The organism is Vibrio sp. 1078-1, assembly GCF_033340475.1.
Map to the genome: position 1 here is coordinate 482,241 of NZ_JAWOWM010000003.1, position 19,838 is coordinate 502,078.

Annotated in this window: 24 protein-coding genes; 8 read left to right on the forward strand and 16 right to left on the reverse strand. The window is 45.0% G+C overall.

The annotated features are described in order from the left end of the window. Positions 1–3 precede the first annotated feature (3 nt). From flgL to flgB, 11 genes are read right to left on the reverse strand one after another with little or no spacing between them, the layout of a single operon-like run. Positions 4–903: a flagellar hook-associated protein FlgL gene (gene flgL / locus R7190_RS09210; RefSeq protein ID WP_005373998.1), complete on the reverse strand. Its 900-nt coding sequence runs from the start codon at positions 901–903 to the stop codon at positions 4–6. A 13-nt stretch (positions 904–916) separates the two neighbouring features. Then, entirely contained in the window at positions 917–2,290 is a 1,374-nt protein-coding gene (gene flgK, locus R7190_RS09215; protein ID WP_005374000.1) for a flagellar hook-associated protein FlgK, read from the reverse strand. Next, on the reverse strand, positions 2,291–2,839 hold the full coding sequence (locus R7190_RS09220; protein ID WP_054728653.1) for a rod-binding protein: 549 nt from the start codon (positions 2,837–2,839) through the stop codon (positions 2,291–2,293). It lies immediately after the preceding gene. A gap of 10 nt (positions 2,840–2,849) precedes the next feature. Beyond that, on the reverse strand, positions 2,850–3,986 hold the full coding sequence (locus R7190_RS09225) for a flagellar basal body P-ring protein FlgI (protein WP_373920861.1): 1,137 nt from the start codon (positions 3,984–3,986) through the stop codon (positions 2,850–2,852). After that, positions 3,971–4,642 carry a flagellar basal body L-ring protein FlgH gene (gene flgH / locus R7190_RS09230; protein ID WP_017635111.1) on the reverse strand — a complete coding sequence of 224 codons (672 nt, stop codon included), beginning with the start codon at positions 4,640–4,642 and terminating at the stop codon, positions 3,971–3,973. The genes R7190_RS09225 and flgH overlap by 16 nt, the downstream gene beginning before the upstream one ends. Positions 4,643–4,674: 32 nt before the next feature. Continuing rightward, positions 4,675–5,460: a flagellar basal-body rod protein FlgG gene (flgG, locus tag R7190_RS09235; RefSeq protein ID WP_005374008.1), complete on the reverse strand. Its 786-nt coding sequence runs from the start codon at positions 5,458–5,460 to the stop codon at positions 4,675–4,677. 24 nt (positions 5,461–5,484) lie between these two features. Continuing rightward, positions 5,485–6,216 carry a flagellar basal-body rod protein FlgF gene (flgF, locus tag R7190_RS09240; protein ID WP_005374009.1) on the reverse strand — a complete coding sequence of 244 codons (732 nt, stop codon included), beginning with the start codon at positions 6,214–6,216 and terminating at the stop codon, positions 5,485–5,487. Positions 6,217–6,228: 12 nt separating this feature from the next. Then, positions 6,229–7,425, reverse strand: coding sequence for a flagellar hook protein FlgE (gene flgE / locus R7190_RS09245; RefSeq protein ID WP_005374010.1), 1,197 nt, complete (start codon positions 7,423–7,425; stop codon positions 6,229–6,231). Positions 7,426–7,452: 27 nt separating this feature from the next. Next, positions 7,453–8,136, reverse strand: a complete 684-nt coding sequence (gene flgD, locus R7190_RS09250) for a flagellar hook assembly protein FlgD (RefSeq protein WP_171342656.1) — start codon at positions 8,134–8,136, stop codon at positions 7,453–7,455. Next, entirely contained in the window at positions 8,136–8,570 is a 435-nt protein-coding gene (flgC, locus tag R7190_RS09255; RefSeq protein ID WP_005374012.1) for a flagellar basal body rod protein FlgC, read from the reverse strand. The genes flgD and flgC overlap by 1 nt, the downstream gene beginning before the upstream one ends. Positions 8,571–8,572: 2 nt before the next feature. After that, positions 8,573–8,935, reverse strand: coding sequence for a flagellar basal body rod protein FlgB (gene flgB, locus R7190_RS09260; RefSeq protein WP_005374013.1), 363 nt, complete (start codon positions 8,933–8,935; stop codon positions 8,573–8,575). Positions 8,936–9,012: 77 nt separating this feature from the next. Between flgB and flgA the strand changes: the two genes are divergently transcribed. The 4 genes from flgA (at position 9,013) to R7190_RS09280 (ending at position 11,413) form a co-directional block, all read left to right on the forward strand. Continuing rightward, positions 9,013–9,810 (forward strand): flagellar basal body P-ring formation chaperone FlgA, encoded by a 798-nt coding sequence (flgA, locus tag R7190_RS09265; RefSeq protein WP_171342657.1) that lies wholly within the window; start codon positions 9,013–9,015, stop codon positions 9,808–9,810. A gap of 136 nt (positions 9,811–9,946) precedes the next feature. Then, complete coding sequence (gene flgM / locus R7190_RS09270; RefSeq protein ID WP_005374016.1) at positions 9,947–10,228, forward strand: flagellar biosynthesis anti-sigma factor FlgM; 282 nt, start codon at positions 9,947–9,949, stop codon at positions 10,226–10,228. A gap of 20 nt (positions 10,229–10,248) precedes the next feature. Continuing rightward, positions 10,249–10,686 carry a flagellar export chaperone FlgN gene (gene flgN, locus R7190_RS09275; protein ID WP_005374018.1) on the forward strand — a complete coding sequence of 146 codons (438 nt, stop codon included), beginning with the start codon at positions 10,249–10,251 and terminating at the stop codon, positions 10,684–10,686. Then, entirely contained in the window at positions 10,667–11,413 is a 747-nt protein-coding gene (locus R7190_RS09280; RefSeq protein WP_021707687.1) for a lytic transglycosylase domain-containing protein, read from the forward strand. Before flgN ends, R7190_RS09280 begins: the two co-directional genes overlap by 20 nt. 434 nt (positions 11,414–11,847) lie before the next feature. Here the strand turns inward: R7190_RS09280 and R7190_RS09285 are convergent, their stop codons facing one another. Continuing rightward, positions 11,848–12,366 (reverse strand): NUDIX hydrolase, encoded by a 519-nt coding sequence (locus tag R7190_RS09285; protein ID WP_017819767.1) that lies wholly within the window; start codon positions 12,364–12,366, stop codon positions 11,848–11,850. Positions 12,367–12,643: 277 nt separating this feature from the next. Here R7190_RS09285 and R7190_RS09290 point away from each other — a divergent pair, with 277 nt between their 5' ends. Both R7190_RS09290 and R7190_RS09295 read left to right on the forward strand, forming a co-directional pair. Continuing rightward, positions 12,644–12,910, forward strand: a complete 267-nt coding sequence (locus tag R7190_RS09290; protein WP_005374023.1) for a DUF333 domain-containing protein — start codon at positions 12,644–12,646, stop codon at positions 12,908–12,910. Between the two features lie 249 nt (positions 12,911–13,159). Next, positions 13,160–13,816: a hypothetical protein gene (locus R7190_RS09295; protein ID WP_005374025.1), complete on the forward strand. Its 657-nt coding sequence runs from the start codon at positions 13,160–13,162 to the stop codon at positions 13,814–13,816. On the opposite strand, the gene R7190_RS09300 is transcribed toward R7190_RS09295, so the two are convergent. Beyond that, positions 13,806–14,648, reverse strand: a complete 843-nt coding sequence (locus tag R7190_RS09300) for a YdcF family protein (RefSeq protein ID WP_138939760.1) — start codon at positions 14,646–14,648, stop codon at positions 13,806–13,808. The genes R7190_RS09295 and R7190_RS09300 overlap by 11 nt on opposite strands. Before the next feature lie 131 nt (positions 14,649–14,779). Here R7190_RS09300 and R7190_RS09305 point away from each other — a divergent pair, with 131 nt between their 5' ends. Then, entirely contained in the window at positions 14,780–16,150 is a 1,371-nt protein-coding gene (locus tag R7190_RS09305; RefSeq protein ID WP_186585502.1) for an L-serine ammonia-lyase, read from the forward strand. 121 nt (positions 16,151–16,271) lie between these two features. Here R7190_RS09305 and R7190_RS09310 read toward each other — a convergent pair whose 3' ends face one another. Continuing rightward, positions 16,272–16,508 (reverse strand): hypothetical protein, encoded by a 237-nt coding sequence (locus tag R7190_RS09310; RefSeq protein WP_005374030.1) that lies wholly within the window; start codon positions 16,506–16,508, stop codon positions 16,272–16,274. A gap of 248 nt (positions 16,509–16,756) precedes the next feature. Here R7190_RS09310 and R7190_RS09315 point away from each other — a divergent pair, with 248 nt between their 5' ends. Further along, the gene (locus R7190_RS09315; protein WP_047102796.1) at positions 16,757–17,632 is read left to right on the forward strand and encodes a LysR family transcriptional regulator; all 876 of its coding nucleotides are present in this window, start codon (positions 16,757–16,759) and stop codon (positions 17,630–17,632) included. Between the two features lie 68 nt (positions 17,633–17,700). On the opposite strand, the gene R7190_RS09320 is transcribed toward R7190_RS09315, so the two are convergent. Continuing rightward, positions 17,701–18,570: a LysR substrate-binding domain-containing protein gene (locus R7190_RS09320; protein WP_138939764.1), complete on the reverse strand. Its 870-nt coding sequence runs from the start codon at positions 18,568–18,570 to the stop codon at positions 17,701–17,703. A gap of 200 nt (positions 18,571–18,770) precedes the next feature. After that, positions 18,771–19,751 (reverse strand): OmpA family protein, encoded by a 981-nt coding sequence (locus R7190_RS09325; RefSeq protein ID WP_005374035.1) that lies wholly within the window; start codon positions 19,749–19,751, stop codon positions 18,771–18,773. Positions 19,752–19,838 lie beyond the last annotated feature (87 nt).

A 19,838-nucleotide genomic window follows, 5' to 3' on the forward strand; every position in this document is an offset into this window, starting at 1 on the left:
ACCTTATAAACGGTCAAACAGCGACAAACCATCGATCTTCACATAGCTTGCTTGCGTTGCTTGCAAAGCGGCCATGTAATTACTCAATCGTACCGACGCTTCACCATAGTCCAGAGCAGAGAGGTCTCCAGATACTTTGTCAACGAACAGCTTGTTTTCACTGTGCGCGCCACCAACAAGATCTAAGTTGTTGTGTCGACCACCAATCTCAGTCATGGTCCCTAGTACGTTTGAAAAAGTATCGTCGATAGCGCTGATACTCGCCTCAACTTCAGCTCTGAAGTTGGCGGTAGGGCTCTCAAACTCTTTGATCAGCGCATCAATTTGGTTAAGCACGTTATGGCCTCCCCCAAGGTCCAATATTTCTTTTGCAGTCATATTGGAATCCATCGTGACACCTTTAGCAATTGTTACTACGCGCTTGTCACTATTACCTTCAATTACGTAGCTGCCGCTCGCTTTACTTACAGCCGCAGTATCCGTTTTAGTACCAGAGAAAAGGTAGTGCCCTTCTTCATCCTGCGCGTTAAAAGACGACTCAATAGAGTCACGGTAACTCTTAAGCTCTGTAATCATACCGCCACGACTTTCGTCAGTAAGAGAGCCGTTCGCACCCCAAAGCGCGATGTCTCGCATGCTTTTTAAGCTTTCTTTGATCGAATCTAAATGGGTTTCTTGACTCGATAGCGTCGTTTTTACGTTTTCAATATTGTTTTTGTACTGAGCAATCGCACTGGTTTCTCGGTCTAAGTTAAGCAACTTGATCGAAGCCATTGGATCATCAGACAGCTTGGTCAAGCGCTTGCCAGTAGACATCTGTTGCAGAGCTTCGCCTAGTCCCGCGCTATTGCTCTGCAAGCTGTGCAACATCATTTGACTAAATTGATTGTCACTAATTCGCATCTAAACTTTCCTCTTAGAATAACTGCAGAATAGAATCGAGCAGTTGATTTGCTGTGCTGATCACTTTCATGTTGGCATTGTGCGCATTAGCAAACATCATTAGGTTAGCCGCTTCTTCATCGCTGTTTACGGAACTAACATTATCGCGAGCTGCGTGCGCTTGCTTGTTCATGGCTAACTTCGCTTGATAATCAGCATTAGCTTGGCGTGCTTTAATTGCGGTTTGACCCACCATTGAACTAAAGGCATCGTTCAAGCTTACTGAGCCGTAACCTGATACCGCCACTGGCTTGTTGCTTAACTCGATCAATGATTGCAACGCATCTGCGTTACCAGGTGTTCCATCACTTGAGAACGCAAGCTCATCTGGAGTTAGCTTGGTAATATCCAAACTGGCTGCAGGGTTTGCTGGGTCATAGCTGAACAAAGGTTTACCTGGGTTGCCATTTAAGTCTTTGCCAGTCGCAAGCACGGCGTTGTATTCATCCGCGAGAGCTTTCGCCATGTCATTCAGAGCCAATTGGTTTGGTTTCAACACTTCGGTTTGATAGTCATTAATCGCACCTAATTTGCCACCAAGCGAGTCACCAATCGCAAAACTTTGATTCGAGAACGTGACGTGTAAGTCCGCCAAGTAAGGATCACTCGGGTCAGGAATGGCTTCCAGTTTGCCATGGTCCGTACCCATCACAAGCGGTTGACCAGAGGTTAGTGTGACCTGAACACTGCCGTCATGCTGCTGTGTTGTTTTGATTTCAATGGTTTGAGATAACTCACCGATTAACCTATCTCGTTCATCCATTAACTGTGATGGGTTACCACCTGTACCTTGCATCTCTACCAGTTGCTTGTTCACCTTCGCGATATTTTCCATAAGGCTATTCGCGTGGTTAAGCGCTGCATTACGTTGGTCGCTCATGTCTTTATGTTGATTGTATAAAGACTCGGTAAGCGTATTAAAACGGCGGGCCAAAGCTTCAGATTCGTTAATGATCTGCTGGCGGTAAGGTATGGATTCCGGCTTAACGGTCGCATCGTTAAGCGCAGCGTTTAGCGAGTCCAAGCCAGCCGATATACTGAAACCATCGGCACCAAGCGTATTCTCCAGCTGACTCATGTTACTGGTGTATCCAGATGCGTATGCCGCCATACTGTTAGTCGACCACGTTTGCTTAATCAGAAATTGATCAGTAACGCGGCGAATGCTAGTGACTTCTACCCCTAAACCTGGACTTAAGCGATTGGCTTTACCATCATCGACAGACGCCATCAACGCTTGTTGACGACTGTAACCCACGGTATTCACGTTTGCCACGTTTTGCGCGGTTACGTCTAGGGCCACACGGTTCGCGCCTAAACCTGAAAGGGCAATATTAACTAGGTTCATTTACAGCTCCATTTTTCTGATCAACGGCTGAGAAAACGCGGTAGTCATACCGGCCTCACCGAATACCTGTTTAACAGAGGCGACGGCTTGAGAAGCGGTATTAAATAGGCTTGAATTCTTCTCCACCTCTTTAGAATCTACTTGTGAGATAGATTCAGAATTCGAACCTTTACCATCGTTAGCGGATGAGATGTTACGCGCAGCATCGAAAGCAACCTCACGCATAGACGGGCTCAGCTGCTGGATGAGCATATTGGCAATGCCTGAGCTCTGTTTCTTTGCTAGTTCCATCGCCAGCTGACCGTCATACATATCACGGAATACCCCTTGTTGCTGACTGGCAAACGGGCTGTCTTTATCAGCAAGAGCATCACTACTGCTACGCATTTGGCGTAACACCATTTGTAGGAACATTGCCTCAAATTGACCTGCGACGACTTCAAGTGCGCCTTCTTGATCACGACTATGCTTGATGTGAGCCAATGCACTGTTGTCGTGATAAAGCATCGAATTTAACTGAGTTTGTTCATTGGTACTGTCTAGCTTCATCCTTAACTCCTTATATCACGACCAATTCAGCGTTCAATGCACCCGCTTCACTCAAAGCTTGCAGGATAGACATCAAGTCTGTAGGCGTGGCACCTAAACTATTTACCGCATTAACTATGGTGTTAAGTTCCGTGCCTGGAGGCCAAATCACCATCTGAGCGAGATCTTCATTCACATCAAGATCCGTTTGGTTAACGACTTTCGTATCGCCATTTGCAAACGCATTAGGCTGACTAACTTGTTGTGATTCAGAAATTCGCACGGTTAAGTTACCGTGACTTACTGCTGCTTCACTTACTTTGACACTCTTACCTATCACCACGGTGCCAGTGCGAGAGTTAAAGACAATACGAGCAGGTTTACGGCCTTCAACGACGCTCATTTCTTCAAGCATCGACATCATGACGACACGCTGCTGTGTATCTTTTGGTGCACGCATATCAATGCGAGCTTTATTGATCGCAACTGCAACGTTAGGTCCAAAAGTGTTGTTAATTTCACGCGCAATATTTTTTGCTGTAGTGAAGCTAGGCTTGCGCAGGTTTAGGGTGATTTCATCACGTTGGTTGAAATCGGTTTTGATTTCTCTCTCTAAAGTCGCACCATTCGGAACGCGACCCGCCGTTGGTGTGTTTACTTCTACTTTGGAGCCACTTCGCCCCTCTGCAGATAAGCCCCCCACAACCACGTTGCCTTGCGCAATCGCGTACACTTCGCCATCAATACCACGTAAAGGCGTTAGCAATAACGTACCACCGCGAAGGCTCTTTGCATCACCGATTGAAGACACAACCACATCCAACGTTTGTCCTGGGCCTGCCATTGGATCAACGGACGCTGTCACACTCACAGAAGCCACATTTCGTAGCTTAGGGTTCATACTGTCATCAATTTGAACCCCAAACTGACGTAGCATGTTGGTAATAGATTGAGAGGTAAATTTCACTTGGTTTCGGTCACCTTGGCCGGCTAAGCCAACCACCAAACCATAACCAACCAGCTGGTTTTCTCGAATGCCGCGAACATCGACCAAGTCCATGATCGGAATTTCCGCTTCAGCATGTGAAGTGCCTGGTAGTCCCAAGGTCAACACCAATAGGAGAGACATAAAGAAAGATTGCATTGTCTTCATTAGAAAGGTACCCATGGGCTGTTGAAGAACTGAGTTAGCCACCCGGCTGCGTTGCTGTCAGCTAGGGCTCCGCGACCTGCGTAGGTAATTCTTGCATCAGCAATTCGTTGAGAAGAAACTTGGTTACTGCGGTTAATATCATCCACACGGACGATACCGGTTAGGCGAATAAACTCGTCGCCTTGATTCAGACGAAGCCATTTTTCACCGCTGATACGCAATACGCCATTAGGTAATACTTCGTGTACCGTTACCGTAATGGCACCTTGAAGCTTGTTGCCTTGTGAACTTGATGCACTGCCATCGAAGTTACGTTTGCCATCCACGCTAACCCCTAACTCATCGATAGTTTTCGTGCCTATGGTCGGCGCCACAAAGTTAATTGCTGAACTTTTACCGAACTTAGTACCCGCATTTTTACTCGATGAGGTTTCTTCTGATAATTGAACCGTTAATACATCGCCAACTCGGTAAGCACGACGATCCTGGAACAGAGTCATCGTGTATTGGTGACGATAAAGGCTACCAGATTGGGTTTCCGGCAGCGTGTAATCGAGCGTTGGTGGTGCATATTCCTCAGCATTCGGCTCAGGCGGAATAAATTCCTGACGGCCAGCACATCCCACCAGCAACACGGCGGCTACTGCCCAACTCTTAGAAAGCCATTTCATTGCTTTTTCCTTCATCATCACCAATTTCATACTTACATTGATTGCGAAACAAACTTCAGCATGTCATCTGCAGCAGAGACCACTTTCGCATTCATCTCATACGCACGTTGAGTGGTGATCATGTCGACCATCTCTTCTACTACTTGTACGTTTGACCCTTCCAGTGCACCTTGCTTGATAATGCCGGCGCCATCAGCTCCTGCAATCAGCTCATCAGCTGGACCGCTGGCTTCCGTTTCACGGAATAAGTTGCCACCCATGGCCTCTAAGCCGGCTGGATTGATGAATTTTGCAAGTGTAATTTGACCAAGCTGCTGAGGTGTTGGATCGTCTGCTGTTGTTGTAGTCACTGTGCCATCAACACCCACAGAGAAAGAGACCGCATTGTCTGGGATCTGGATTTGAGGCTCTAAAGGCAGGCCCTGACTGTTCACCATTAAGCCTTCTGAGTTTCGATGGAACTGACCATTACGTGTATACATGATCTGTCCGTCCGAGTTTTCTATTTGGAAGAAACCCTGACCCATTACAGCAAGATCCAACTCTTGCGTTGTGTTTTGGGTATTACCTTGCGTGAACACTTTTTGTGTGCCAACAACGCGAACACCGCTACCTAGCTGAATACCACTTGGTAGTTCGTTAACTTGGTCTACTTGTGCGCCTGGTTGACGCTGAATGCTGTAGAAAAGATCTTCAAATACGACTCGGTCACGCTTAAAGCCAACCGTGTTTACGTTTGCTAGGTTGTTAGAAATGGCAGTCATCTTCGTGTCTTGCGCTGCCATGCCTGTCTTACTTACCCATAATGCTGAATGCATTTTTTACTCCTTGCGGGGCGAGACTTAGCTCGCCGCCATTAATTTGTTACCAGCTTTTGCTAGAGTTTCCGCCGTTTTCATCATGCGAACTTGCATTTCAAAGTTGCGCGTCAGCGACATCACACTAACCAATTCATCAATAGCAGATACGTTACTGCCCTCAATGTGCTCAGGAGAGAGTTGCACGGTTTCATCTGCCGCGAATGGCACGCCATCTACGCTGTGCAGCAAGCTATCGCTCTCTTTTTGCAGTTGATTAATTTCCGGTTTAACCAACTTCAAAGTGCCTGCCACAATTTCTGCGCCGCCACCTGGTGGGATCACTGAGACTTGACCACGCTCGCTGATTTCAATCTTTTGATAATCCGGCACAACCAAAGGACCATTGTCACCGAGGACAGGGAACCCATTGATTGTTAGAGCGCCAAAAGTATCGACCTGAATATTGCCTGCACGGGTGTAAGCTTCGTTACCCGCTGGGGTTTCTACAGAGAGATATCCCTCCCCCATAACCGCAACGTCCAACGGACGTCCTGTTTTCACAATATCGCCAGCGTCGAAACGTGTTGAGGCAGAGTTGGTCACAACCATAGTGCGACCATCAAAACCTGGGCCTTGCATCTCTACACTACGCACACGCTCCATATCCGCTCGAAAACCCGCAGTATCAGCATTTGATAAGTTGTTTGAACGAACGTGCTGCGCTTTAAGAACTCGGCTGGCACCCGACGTTGCCGTAAATAACAAACTATCCATGCAAAACTCCCATTACACCGCGTTAAACAAAGCTTGAGTAAGCTTGTCGCTGGTAGAAATTGTCTTTGCGTTTGCTTGGTAGTTGCGTTGTGCAGTCATTAGAGCAACAAGCTCGCTGGTTAAGTCAACGTTAGAACCTTCTAATGCACCCGGAGTTAGGTCACCCATCGTACCTGAACCCGGAACACCCATAATTGGAGCACCTGAGCTAAAGCTTTGAGTCCATGATGTTCCACTCACTTTCGCTAAGCCTTGTGTGTTTGCAAAATCAGCAAGAACAACCTGACCTTGTAGCTGTGATTGGCCGTTAGTGTAAGTCGCGTAAACCATGCCGTTACCTTCAACGCGTACACCTGCAAGTTCACCTGATGTGTAACCGTTAGGACTATTAGTACTTACGCCAAAAGCTGCACCAAATTGCGTGCTGCCTTTCAGGTTAATGTCTACACTCATCGCGTTCGCGCCTGCAGCAGGGAATGAAACATTAAACGGCGCAGTTGGTGCTGAAAGCGAGCCGTCTTTACCAAACGTTACAGGCACAGTTGCTACTGGCGTCGTACCGCCATCTACTTGAACGTTCACTTCCCACGAGTTAGAAGCAGTCTTAGTAAAGTACTGAGTTACCGTGTGCGAGTTACCCAGTGAGTCGTAGACTTTTGTTGTGTAAGACGAGTTAAATGAGCTTGGATCTTTTGGATTGAATGGCGTTACGGCTTTATCAATAACAGACGCGCTTGCGTCGAAGTTCGCAACAAAATCTAAGCTGTCTGTTGCTTTAGCATTCAGTGAGGAAGTCGATACCTGAATATTACCCACAGAACCTGTCATTAGGTTGTTGTTGCTATCGACACTGTAACCTTGAAGCTTTGCACCGCTGTTAGCCGTAACAAAGTTGTTCTTATCCGTTGAGAACACACCTGAACGTGTGTACAACATTTGACCCATATTATCTTTAGTAACAAAAAAGCCACCGCCATTAATAGCTAGGTCCATCGCACGGCCAGTTCCTGTGATACTGCCGTCTTTGTCGAAGTTCTGTGAAATTGACGCGACTTCCACACCACCAGGTTGCATGCCGTTATATACAGCGGAGAATTCTGTGCGGCCACCTTTAAAACCATACGTTGATGCGTTGGCAATGTTGTGACTGATTGTGTTTAGCTCTGTGTTGGTCGCGTCCAGACCACTTAGTGCGATGTTAAAACTCATAAATAGACCTCTGATTTCCGTATTTGGTTAAGCACCAAACTGAGTGATTTGATAGAAAGGAACGTTGCCAACGCCATGGACATTGACTAATGCTGCGCCACCGGTATTAGGAATGCGCACTTGCTCAACAGTGCCTGCCATCAGCACATTTGGACTTGCTTGCCCTTCTTGCACTTCTACGGCCACTGAGTATTTGCCTGGTTTAAGACCAAGTTCTTCAGGATTAATTGAAAAGTCGACGTCACCTTTGCCGTGAGCACCTAGTGGCACTTTAGTTGATTGACCAAATTCATCTTTAACAACTAACGTGACTTGGTTTGAGCTATGAGCGAGTTCGATTTTTCCGTTTTGTACGTCTTCACCAAGCTGAAATTCATCCGCATTGACGTAAACCGTTTGCCCAACAAGGCCTGCTGTTGACAGCACTTGCATGTTGTCCAGTAACACCATGCTCTGTTGCATTGTCTTAGACATATTCTCGGTACTTTGTACCTGCGAGAACTGAGCCAATTGACCAACGTATTCCGTACCATCAAGGGGGTTAAGTGGGTCTTGGTTTTGAATTTGAGCCACCATCAAAGAAATAAACTCATTCTCCAATGAAGAAGCACTGTTCATGTCTTTAGGGTTTGGTGAGATACCGTTGCTGTCTTTTGATTTTGTATTTACTGGAGCGTCAGACGATAAAGGGGTGTATTGTGCAATACTCATTAGCTACCCTGCCCTAATCTAAGCAGACCTTGCTGCATACTTTTTACATTGGCTAATACTTCAACATTCGTTTCGAAGCTGCGTGTTGCGGACATCATGTCTGCCATTTCAGCAACTACATCAATATCTGGGTAAAACACATAGCCTTCATCATTAGCCAGTGGGTTGTTCGGCTCAAAACGCTTCTCTGCATCTCCAGCATTTTTAACAACGTCAACAATGCGAACTTCTGCATTGGGATAAGCTCCATTTTCTGTTGTCATTTGCGTTTTTTGGTACACAGTCGCAAATACTGGCTTAAGCGCTTTATAAGCATCTTCTGGATTTGCAGATACTGCATCTGCGTTTGCTAGGTTACTGGCTACCGTATTAAGACGCACAGTTTGTGCTGTCATCGCGGAACCAGTGATCGAGTAAATATCAGTGAATGACATAATTAACGTCCCTCAATCGCTTTCGCTAAGCCATTAAATTTCATGTTGAGAAACGTCAGGCTAGTTTGAAAGTCCATGTTGTTTTGCGTGAATTTTGCTTGTTCAACACCAAGCTCTACGGTGTTGCCATTTTTGCTATTCTGGTAAGGCACCGAGTATTGGGCCTGAACCTGGAACTTTGGCACCGGTTTGTTCACACCACCTGCCGTTACTTGGTTCATTACGGTGGTGAAACTTAGGTCTTTCGCCAAATACCCAGGGGTGTCAACATTTGCTAGGTTACTGGCGAGGACTTTGGTACGCTGAACGCGAAAATTAAGTGCCTCTGGATGTACTCCTAAAGCATTTTCAAATGTGATCGCCATGCATCTTCCTTACAGTTGGCTCGAATACGCCAACATACAAACAAGATACGTGCCATAAAAAATAGCCATATATATCAATGATTTACAAACAAGGATGGAAGCCAAACTTCCGGTTCTCGGAAAGCATTAAAAACAAGAGGAAAGTGTCTACTTCCTCAACAATAATGCTGACGTTACTCGCTTTGACATCAGAACAAGCATTCGCCAACACCAATGACAAAACCCTAAGCGTTGAAGAGATAAGGTCCGTTGTAGCAACGGATTTCGAACAAGAGGTGGATCGCGTAGCGCTCTCCAATCAGTGGGGGGAGTACAAACTAGACTTCGACATGTGGGTGCCCGGTTCAGCCAATCACTTGCCAGAATGTGAATCGCCTTTAGTTATCACAGGTCGTGACAACAACACGTTGCCAGTCGGTAACCTCAAGCGCTCAGTCAGCTGCGACAATATCGCATCACCATGGCGAATTAACGTTACGATAAAGTCTTCGCTGACTCTGCCTGTTTTGGTCGCGACAACCACGGTTGGCCGAAATGAAGCCGTAACGGCTAAACACATAAAGCTTGAAACCCGAACCATCTCTCGCCAAGACGATTTTTATACTCGCCCCGAGCAAGCAGTAGGCTTAGAAACCTCTCGTCGTTTGCGGGCTGGACAAGTGGTTAATCCATCCAATTTGTCGGCCCCACCTCTAATCGAGAAAGGCAATGAAGTCATAGTCATTGCGAGCAAAAATGGATTTAGTGCCAGCACAAAAGGAGTCGCCTTAGAAGATGGAGCGAAAGGGCAACAAATTGACGTGGAAAACCCAAGTTCGGGCAAGGTCATAAGAGCAGTCGTAACTGGATTAAACCAGGTTCATACTCAATTTTGATTTTTTGACTCGGGGTAACATTTTTTAATTTTGGCTCTCGTCAGTAACACTGAACTTCGAGTACAAAAAAAATATTTAATGTTTATCACATTCTAACCGCCTACTTAATTTAGAACATGATGATGAGGACCACAGCATGAAAATCGACAAAGTCGCGGGCGGTCATGTCCCACAAACAAAATTACAGCAAGCAAGCAAACAGCCTGTCGACGTCGTCGAACAGAGCAAAGTACACGAGCCTGCATTTCAAGCGAATACCGTAGCGATAGATCGCGCTCAAGCTGAAATGGCATCACTACCTGATGTTGATATGGAAAAAGTAGAACAAGTACGCAACGCATTAGCGCGTGGTGAACTTAGCCTAGATACAAAAGTGCTATCCAAGGCAATCATGCAGTTCCATACAGGTCACGAGTAATAAAACGCTAGGAAGACATCATGGCAAGCGCAGTATCGCAGCGAATTCAACAATTTGTTCGCTCTATATCTGAGGATATTAAGCTTTATCAACAACTGCTTCCTTTGCTTCAGCAGCAAAAGGTATTGTACTTAAAGTTTGATGGAGAGGCACTGAACGACAATGTTCAGAAACAAATGCCGATACTCAATAAACTCAGCCGCTCCGCCAATGACAGAAGCCAGTGTATGCGAGCGCTGGGGTTAGCGTGTAATGACGCCAGCGTAAAACGAATTTTCAACGCTTTGCCTGCCCAAATAGGTATGCAAGCTAGAAAACAATGGGCGCTATTGGAAACGTTGGTAAGTCAGTGCCAACAATACAATCAGAGCAATGGCCACAGCTCTGCGGCGTTCCATGAGTTGGTCAGTCAACTCAAACAACCTGTGCAACACACTTATGAAGATAAATCGTTCTAAACGATGTTCGTCTTGCCTACAGATTCAGTCGCCATCTCGGCTGAGTACTGTAGGCCTTTTTATTTTTATTGCCTTTCTGTCCTACCTTCCATTCACATGCCAGGCAAAACCAAATGCTGTCGATATTCAAACGCAGTATCAAGTATTAGCCCCATATAAGCCACAAATTGCCAAGCGTCTCGATTCATCCAAACCGGTAATTAACCACATTTTCAAACAGCTTCAAAACCACTCATTACCAAATAGCCTAGCCTTAGTGCCAATGTTAGAGTCTTCTTACAATCCCAAAGCCGTTTCTCATGCTAACGCCGCCGGACTTTGGCAATTGATACCAACCACAGCGAAACGATTCGGATTAACGATAAATACAAAACAAGACGATCGCTTTGACACAGAAGCCAGCACAACGGCCGCGCTCAAGTACCTGGCGTTTTTATACAACAAATTCGATCAAAATATGGCTCTGACCTTAGCTGCATACAATGCCGGAGAAGGACGCGTTGCACGTGCTATTCAGCAAGCAGGAAGTCGAGATTTCCAACAACTCACGCTGCCTAACGAGACTCGTCAATACGTCAGCCGCTTCTATGCATTGGAAAAGTTGATAGATATCGGTCAGTTACAATCCTCATCATTTCAACCTTTACTCTTGTTTGCTCCAGACACTCCTATGATTTCACAACCGCTGGTCGACTTTAGCCGACTGCCTCCGCTAGTTAATTTGTGATAAAAGCTACGACAGAGCCCAATGTCAGAGAAACGTAAAATTACAAGATCCTGTTCGGCGAATTTGAAAACTCGTGATCTCTATGCAAACGTGTGCAAAAAAGTTGAGGTAAGGTATCTCAAAGATAAGAAAGAGTAGTGGTTTACTAAAAAGCGCCCCAATTGCGCTTGGCAATTGGGTAGATATGCGTCACATTGCGTTTGCAAAAAACATGAAAACCAATGGTCAGACCTAATAATTATTTACACACTAAATGTAAAACAGCTATTGTTTTCATAGTTCGAAACAAATCTAACATATCAAGATGGCGCTTCGCTTGCGCGTCTGGAATAAGTCCGGGTTCCGGGGGGGAGTCCGGACTTTTTTATTGCTCTAAAATCTTTGCCCACAATAGAGCCAACAGAAGCTAAGTCGTAATAATGCAAGCTAGCTGCTTATAGTAATTCTTTAGAAATCAACTGAAGCAAAAACGTTTCGCGCTCAATGCTCATGCCTTTTTTCGGGCTTTCTGCCATCGTTTTTTCATTGTGTGCAATTGCTTCGTGAATGTTCATCCATAACGGGCGCATTCCATTTTTAACTTCGTAATCTTCATACGCCGTTTCGCCTAGCTCACGTTCGATTTTACATGTATAACAATACGACACCATGTGCATCACGTCAGCGTCATCCTTGTACCACGGACGAAACTCCTCAAAGATTCCGAAAGGCTTAATACCATGTATATTTTGGGCGCCCGTTTCTTCCTCTAATTCACGGACTAATCCAGCAATGACATCTTCACCATCATCAATACCACCGCCTGGTAGCGTGTAGTCATGGTAACGTTCTGTATAGAGCAACAGCACATCTTCACCATCAAGTACAATGGCTCGCGCTGCATTGCGCTGAAAAACAATTTTGTCATCCAAATGCTCTATGTCTGGATGAACGGTCGATTTTAAATGTCTCATCGAAAATACCACGGTCAATGTTTTGTGCGCATATTACCGAATTTCACACTTTAAATCATTGTTGTAGGCCAGGTACGTTCGAGCGCTTGTCAGGAAGTGATTGATATGACCTTCACAACAATACGCCAAGAACAGAAGTGTGACGTGCTAATCAGCAATAAATGAGAATATCTAAATTCTTATACGTCCCTCTTACTTTTAACATCGATAAGACAATAATCTCTTAAAGTTGCCTATAATCAATACAATACTCGCCCACCCCATGCGGAGATAAAGAATGAAAAAGACAAATTTAATGATGGCTATGGCTGCAACATTGGTACTGGCTGGTTGTTCAACTTACGAGGGAGCGACCCGATCAACTGAGTATACCTCCGTTGCAAATCCCGCAGCCGTATACTGTGTTCAGCAAGGTGGTGAGCTGGATACCGTGTCGGAAAACGGCGAACGTGTCACTTACTGTGTGCTGTCGGACAATGAACGCGTCGAGCAATGGGAATACTATCGCGAGAATCACAAAGAAAATGAGGGTGACAACTACTAATTATTTTTGTCGATACGTCACCTTCCCTCTATCACTTAGGAGCCTTTGGGCTCCTTTTTTATTTGATTTATCAAAGTGTTCTTACGTTGTTTTTACATATCTCTGACTTTACCGCACATCGACCCTATATCGAACAGTGTTCTATTCTTGACATTCCCCTGACATAACTTTCCACTTGGACAATAAAATTCCAAACACAGATCACACTAATTCACATTTCTTCCACATTTTCTGGGACAGGTGAGCAAGATGAAAACACAAATAGTAAAAGAAGCCGAGTCAGCCCCAAGCAACGTTGTTACTGAAAAATCAAAGCGCATTATTTATAAATCGAGTTTAAACGCCTTGATGATTGTCGCTATAAGTATTCTCGTTAACCTTAGTCTTCGTCTTGATTATGTCGTGTTGGGATCAAGCCTTGGCGAGCTTTCCGTTACAGAAACGCTCCAGCTTGTGATGCTTGCTATTGCATCATGGTCGTTTTTCAGCTTATCGAAACAACAGCCTCAGCTAAAGCATGCGGCTATTTTGATTGCAGGATTTTTTGCAGTACTGATTATTCGCGAAACGGACTATTGGACAGACATGATTCATCATGGCTCTTGGGTTTTCCCAGCACTTGCTGTCACCGCACTGGCTTGCGCCAAAGCTTACCAAGGTGGTAAAGGTACCATGAACGAAATGGCGACCATTTTAACGGTGCCACATATGAAGCTATTAGTTGGTGCTGTAATGCTATTATTAGTCTTCTCTCGTTTGTATGGTATGGGTAGTTTTTGGCAACAAGTGATGGACGAAAATTACATCCGTGATGTTAAAAATATCTCAGAAGAAGGTATAGAACTGCTTTGCTACTGTTTGATCGCATTAAGCGCCGTCCGCACAAAACGCGAGCTTAATGAATAGACTCTGGGTCAAAGCGACGGTTCAATGCCGTCAGTATCGGATGGAAGATACTTAATGCCTTTTCCGCAGCACCTACAGATTCATCCAAGGCCGTCATTTCGACGGCCTTTTTCATTTCTTCAATATGTTGCAAAGCCTCTTTATCGAGCGGTAAAGAGAGCAATTTGTGAATAGCATCTCTTGCGATCATCAGTGGCTTTTTTCGGACAATTGATAAATCTCGGAAAAATGCGCCATGCTTGATCCCTTCTAAATAAACTCGGTAGGTTGTGAGTTCATCGAGTAGCAAGAATGTCTCCGCCATAAGCCCTTTATGTGGGTATGGCACGCTAATATGTTTGCTGATATCCAGTGGAATATTGAGGGTCACCCCCATGGATTCGCAATCGGATTTAAGTACTCGTAATAAGCCTTGCTCATCCATCAAATTCTGGATATCAATGATTCGTTCGAGGTGGTAGTCATTAGACAGCAAGATAACCTCAACCGGATGCCCCGACCATAACTCGAACAACCCACTTTTGCACAAAACTTGGGAAACATAACGCATGTTTTGAAACGTGTTCAACGACTCCGTTTCTAAGAGTATATGACGTTCAGGGAACGGATTCACAGAGTCTGCGTTTAGGGTTCTAAAATACGCGTACATCGCCTCTGCTTCAGAAACACTTTGTCCTTGCGTTACTCCGCCACAAAAAATAATCGCCGTTCGCTCTGTCGGTAGTGATGCAGTCCTACAAGACAAAGCTTCGACTCTTGTTATGCCCTCAGAGGTCAACCTGTTATTGACGAGGCGTTTACCTAAAACGATGACGATGTTGTCTAACTTCATTTTAAAATCTCGCGCTTAGTTGGCAGTGTTACAAAAATCTTCTTTCACTCCCGACCCACAAGCTTTAACATCTAGTTAACAACACTGTTCTAGAGACCTTTATAAAGGTTCACTGCTAAAGGAAGTCAATTATGCTGTCGATTTTCGATATATTTAAAATTGGTGTCGGGCCATCCAGCTCCCACACTAATGGTCCTATGCTTGCCGGATTCCATTTCACTCAGCTAGTTAGCGACTCTATGGCGAAAGTGCATCGGGTGCAAGTGGACCTTTATGGCTCATTGTCACTGACAGGTAGAGGGCACCATACAGACCGAGCCACGGTCCTTGGTTTGATGGGAAATAAACCTGATACCATCAAAATGAGCAGTGCCAAAAGTGCGCTACAAAATACCATAGACAATAATACGCTCATGCTCGCCGGTACACACCAGATTGAGTTTAGCTACGACCATGACATCGTCTTTCATAGCGACAACCTTCCCCTGCATGAAAATGGCATGACGATTACGGCATTAGACGCAGCTGGAGATCAAGTAGCGTTTGAAATTTATTACTCCATTGGGGGCGGATTCATCGCCACCGCCGACGAACTAGAGAACGGCACGCAACAAAATGAGGTCGCAGTACCATTTCCGTTTACATCCGCAGATGAGATGCTGGAAAAAGCCGAGACGAACGGTTTCAGCTTGGGAGGCATGATCCTCCAAAACGAACTCGCATTTCGCTCAGACGAAGAAATTAACCAAAGAGCAGAGCAAATTTGGAAAGTGATGTCGCTCTGCATGCAACGTGGTTTCGATACGGAAGGGGTTTTGGAAGGTGGTCTAAATGTCACTCGTCGAGCACCAAACCTTTTGAAAAAGCTCGAAGCCAACGCTGCAGTTGAAAACGATCCGATGGAGATCATGGATTGGATCAATCTCTTTGCCTTTGCGGTTAGTGAAGAAAATGCAGCAGGAGGGCAAGTCGTCACTTCTCCAACGAATGGTGCAGCAGGAGTGATTCCGGCGGTATTGATGTACTACCATCGCTTCATCAAAGAGCTCGATGTTAAACAGCTAAAAGACTTTCTCGCAGTCGCCGGCGCTATCGGCATCTTATATAAAACTAACGCGTCAATTTCTGGTGCAGAAGTGGGGTGTCAGGGAGAAGTTGGGGTTTCTTCATCCATGGCTGCCGCTGGCTTAACAGCGCTAAGAGGGGGCAGTAACGAGCAGATTTGTATTGCTGCGGAAATTGCGATGGAGCATTCATTGGGTATGACTTGTGACCCGATTGGCGGCTTGGTTCAAGTACCTTGTATTGAAAGAAATGCCATGGGAGCAATGAAAGCGATTAATGCATCGCGTATGGCATTAAAGCGCACAAGTAAATGCTTAATTTCGTTAGATAAAGTTATCGAAACCATGTATCAGACTGGTAAAGATATGAATAAAAAATACCGTGAAACCTCTTTGGGGGGCTTAGCTGTCATTCATATGGCACCGCCATGCGAATAATGGCAAGTGGTCATTGCGCTTAGCTTCTCACCATACGCTTATCTGGTAATTATGATCTGATGATATTACATATAGAAATGCCGCGTTCTTCGCGGCATTTTCTTAACAAGAAACTATTCGATTAATCACGTCGACCACGAAGTTCAATTTTTTGAGTTGCAGCATCCGAATGGATTGTTACACCGCCATAGGCCATTTCATTGCGACCCTTCAGCGTCAATTGAGAATCTGCACGCTCTACGTCAACCTGATTTTTCGTTGCCATCGTCATATCAATCGTGCCCGTGTATGACCCATCGCCAGCAAATGCTACGTTTGTTGAGCAAACCATCAAAACAAGTGCGATTAGTTTTTTCATACATCACCTCTATTATCGTTCTTACTTTCTTTCGGTGGAAAAACTGTAACAACAGAAACGCGCTCATACGAGGAAAGCCATTATTTACCAAATGGAAATCCATGCTAATAAACTGATGTAACCAAGAATAACTTATCGTTACCTTCAATAAATCAGGGATAAGGCAGCAACTTAAATTGACCAAGCGTTGTCTTTTCTTAAGAAATTCAGCGATATGATTTGTCGACAAAAGCCAAGCGAGACAATGTATGAGCGTTAATCTGGATATTCAAAATATTTTGGTATTAAAACGGATGTATGAGTTACGTAACGTCCGGTTAGTCGCAGAATCACTCGGTAAAACGTCAGGAGCAATCAGCAAAAATCTGACAAAGATGAAAACTCAGCTCAATGATCCGCTATTCGTTCAGACCAAAAATGGCTTTGAACCAACAGCTTTTGTGGAAGCGAACATTGCGCATTTTGAGCAAATAATCAACAGTATTGATTCCATCAAACCACAGCATTTTTCACCAGCTCATTTTGACGGCTCAATCACTATTTATGCCAACACATTGTTTTGGGAGTACTTCGGTGACAAGTTTTACTTGGAGTTACTAAAGCACGCTCCAGAAGCAAAATTCTCATGTTTGCGCTGGGGTAGCGAAGCAAAAAAACGATTAATTGACGGTGAAAACGCCATTGCGATTCATTACTTTGATGAAGATCTGCCACAGTCAATTGTTCAGACCGAACTGGGGCGAGGAAAAGCGGTATTTTTTGTTCGACAAGATCATCCCGCTCAAAACTCCCAAGAGCTAGAAGAATACCCTTTTATACTTTTTAAAACGCCGGGATGGAACGACTACCGATACCCTGTGTTGGAAAGGCTCAAACATATGGGTTTTAGAACCACACCTAAAGTGGAAATTGAGCACCCAGCGATGATTCAAAAAGTGCTTTTGCAAACGAATCATTTTGGCATAACGATGAGTGGACATGTTCCTAAGGGTTGCCGAAGTATCGCGCTTCCTGCTGGGCTAGAGCTTGATGTTCGCTACGTGATGAGCTGTCGTCGCTCTCAACAGCAAGCTCCGGTAAATCAGTGGTTATTAGATGTCATTAAGCATGTCGCTCAGTCCTAGACTGATGACTTGCTACTGCTAATAATAGCCAAACCACACATGCGCTCTACTCACTCGCTGAACGAACATTAAAGACTCTGTATTAACCATTGAGCAAAGGTGTTTACGTGTGATTTTTCGGATGCTCGAACCATCATATAATGTGCACCAGAACTTGGCATATGCCAAGTTCCAACCTGGACTAATACGCCCTGTTGCAGCTCATCCTCAACAAGAAAGTCTCTTACCAACAACACGCCAAGTTGATTCATCGCAGCATGAATAGCAAGCAATGAATGCTCAAACTCGGCGACGACTTTGCTCACCTTCCCTTGATAACCTTGGTGCGCAAGCCAATCTTGCCAAGATTCATGATAACCGCTAGTACAGATTTTAGGCACTTTAGCTAACTGCGAGAGGTCATTTATCGGGTTTAAATGCATAAAGCCCGGGCTTGCGACAACGATCCAGTTTTCTTGGGTTAATCGTATGGCTTCTTGCTCTTGCCAATCTCCATCTCCGTTAATAATTTCGATATCCGCAATTGCACTGGCGTTTGGAACTGTATTAGCAGTGGTCGAGATTTTAAAGGAAATGTCTGGGAATTGTCGCTGAAAATCAGCCAATCTTGGCATTAACCACTGAGAGCAAAAGCTGTGAGCGACATGTAAGTTAACTTGCGTATTCTTGGGACGAGTAAATAAATGCTGCGTCGTGGTCGATAATGTTTGAAGCACATGATTAACCACAGGCCAGTATTCTTGTGCGGAGCAGGTCAGCGTAAGGTGAGTGCCCTTGCGCTCGAATAACGTCGCATTGAGCTGTGACTCTAGCGATTTCACCTGTTGGCTGACGGCCGCACGAGTCACATTTAGCTCCTCTGCGGCTTTTGTAAAACTCTGTAGTCGCGCCGTGGCTTCAAAAGCTCGGAGCAAATTGAGCGGCGGTAAACTTTGCATATCATTCTCCCAAACACTTGGCTGTCATGCTATGAACTGGTGATGACAAATTGATGAAGGTGCTGAGTTTACGTATGTTGAGCACATGTCAAAGCGTCCCGATATAACTATGTTTCTACACAACTACTGAGTTAGTTAAGCGGGATCAAAAAAGCCAGCGTGATACACGCTGGCTTTTGGAACTTTATCTTAAGCAGGAATTATTCTGCTTTTTCAGTTGTTTGGTATTCAAACGCAGGAACAACCACTTCAACACGACGGTTCATTTGACGACCTTGACGTGTCTCGTTGCTTGCCACTGGGTTAGCTTCACCCATGCCTTTCACTGTCATACGCTCAGCCGCAATACCTTTTGCTTGGAACTCGTCAGCAACGGCTTTCGCACGTTTTTCTGTGAGTTGCTTGTTGTAAGCAGCAGAACCTGTCGTATCGCTGTAACCCGTGATCTCAACTTGAGCTTGTGGGTAAGTATTCATCAAATCAACGGTACCAGAAAGGTTCGACGCGTCTTTCACTTCTGCACTTTCTAAGTCGAATTGTACTGTCGCTGTTGTTTGAGCAGGGTAAACGTGATCTACAATGCGTGTTGCAGGACGTGCTTCTACCACCTCTTCAACGGCTTTTTCTTGAACGACAGGCTCAGAACCAAACTTGTAGTTGAAACCGATACCGAAGAAATCTGAATCCATGTCTTCAATTACATCATCAGACATATCTTGGTAGCGTTGGTATTCAGCACGTAGGCTCCAGTTGTAGTTGATTTGGTATTCAGCACCCAGAGAGCCAGTTGGTACGAAATCTTTCTCGTCACCAGCCATCATGTATGCAGCACCAACTTTCGCGAATAGATTCCAAGAATCCGTTAGCGGTAGGTTAAATTTAGGAGCAAGCGTCAACGCCCAAAGATCACCATCAACGGTGTTTAGGCCAGGCTTTTTGAAGTTTGCAGTGAAGTCACCAAGGTAATCAACACCATACTCTGCTGCAACGTACTTGTTGAAGCTGTAGCCTAAGTGCATAGATGCTGCAAAACTGTCGTCGTCACAAGGTTCGTTTAGGTAACACGCATCGTTTAGAGAGTTGTAACCTACTTTACCGCCCATGTAAGTGTCAGCAAGTGCAACGTTTGAGATCACACCACCAGCAAGTACAGTAGCCACTGCTATAGCGATTTTTTTCATTATTCTTTTCCTTTTTCTTGTACACAAAGCAACACATCGCGGCAGCATACTGCCGTAAAATATGAAGCCGTAACTTTCTCTTTTCTT

Coding starts and splice junctions, on each gene's coding strand:
- flgL (WP_005373998.1), bottom strand. CDS start 903: ATGCGAATTAGTGACAATCAATTTAGTCAAATGATGTTGCACAGCTTG.
- flgK (WP_005374000.1), bottom strand. CDS start 2,290: ATGAACCTAGTTAATATTGCCCTTTCAGGTTTAGGCGCGAACCGTGTG.
- R7190_RS09220 (WP_054728653.1), bottom strand. CDS start 2,839: ATGAAGCTAGACAGTACCAATGAACAAACTCAGTTAAATTCGATGCTT.
- R7190_RS09225 (WP_373920861.1), bottom strand. CDS start 3,986: ATGGGTACCTTTCTAATGAAGACAATGCAATCTTTCTTTATGTCTCTC.
- flgH (WP_017635111.1), bottom strand. CDS start 4,642: ATGAAATGGCTTTCTAAGAGTTGGGCAGTAGCCGCCGTGTTGCTGGTG.
- flgG (WP_005374008.1), bottom strand. CDS start 5,460: ATGCATTCAGCATTATGGGTAAGTAAGACAGGCATGGCAGCGCAAGAC.
- flgF (WP_005374009.1), bottom strand. CDS start 6,216: ATGGATAGTTTGTTATTTACGGCAACGTCGGGTGCCAGCCGAGTTCTT.
- flgE (WP_005374010.1), bottom strand. CDS start 7,425: ATGAGTTTTAACATCGCACTAAGTGGTCTGGACGCGACCAACACAGAG.
- flgD (WP_171342656.1), bottom strand. CDS start 8,136: ATGAGTATTGCACAATACACCCCTTTATCGTCTGACGCTCCAGTAAAT.
- flgC (WP_005374012.1), bottom strand. CDS start 8,570: ATGTCATTCACTGATATTTACTCGATCACTGGTTCCGCGATGACAGCA.
- flgB (WP_005374013.1), bottom strand. CDS start 8,935: ATGGCGATCACATTTGAAAATGCTTTAGGAGTACATCCAGAGGCACTT.
- flgA (WP_171342657.1), top strand. CDS start 9,013: ATGATTTACAAACAAGGATGGAAGCCAAACTTCCGGTTCTCGGAAAGC.
- flgM (WP_005374016.1), top strand. CDS start 9,947: ATGAAAATCGACAAAGTCGCGGGCGGTCATGTCCCACAAACAAAATTA.
- flgN (WP_005374018.1), top strand. CDS start 10,249: ATGGCAAGCGCAGTATCGCAGCGAATTCAACAATTTGTTCGCTCTATA.
- R7190_RS09280 (WP_021707687.1), top strand. CDS start 10,667: ATGAAGATAAATCGTTCTAAACGATGTTCGTCTTGCCTACAGATTCAG.
- R7190_RS09285 (WP_017819767.1), bottom strand. CDS start 12,366: ATGAGACATTTAAAATCGACCGTTCATCCAGACATAGAGCATTTGGAT.
- R7190_RS09290 (WP_005374023.1), top strand. CDS start 12,644: ATGAAAAAGACAAATTTAATGATGGCTATGGCTGCAACATTGGTACTG.
- R7190_RS09295 (WP_005374025.1), top strand. CDS start 13,160: ATGAAAACACAAATAGTAAAAGAAGCCGAGTCAGCCCCAAGCAACGTT.
- R7190_RS09300 (WP_138939760.1), bottom strand. CDS start 14,648: ATGAAGTTAGACAACATCGTCATCGTTTTAGGTAAACGCCTCGTCAAT.
- R7190_RS09305 (WP_186585502.1), top strand. CDS start 14,780: ATGCTGTCGATTTTCGATATATTTAAAATTGGTGTCGGGCCATCCAGC.
- R7190_RS09310 (WP_005374030.1), bottom strand. CDS start 16,508: ATGAAAAAACTAATCGCACTTGTTTTGATGGTTTGCTCAACAAACGTA.
- R7190_RS09315 (WP_047102796.1), top strand. CDS start 16,757: ATGAGCGTTAATCTGGATATTCAAAATATTTTGGTATTAAAACGGATG.
- R7190_RS09320 (WP_138939764.1), bottom strand. CDS start 18,570: ATGCAAAGTTTACCGCCGCTCAATTTGCTCCGAGCTTTTGAAGCCACG.
- R7190_RS09325 (WP_005374035.1), bottom strand. CDS start 19,751: ATGAAAAAAATCGCTATAGCAGTGGCTACTGTACTTGCTGGTGGTGTG.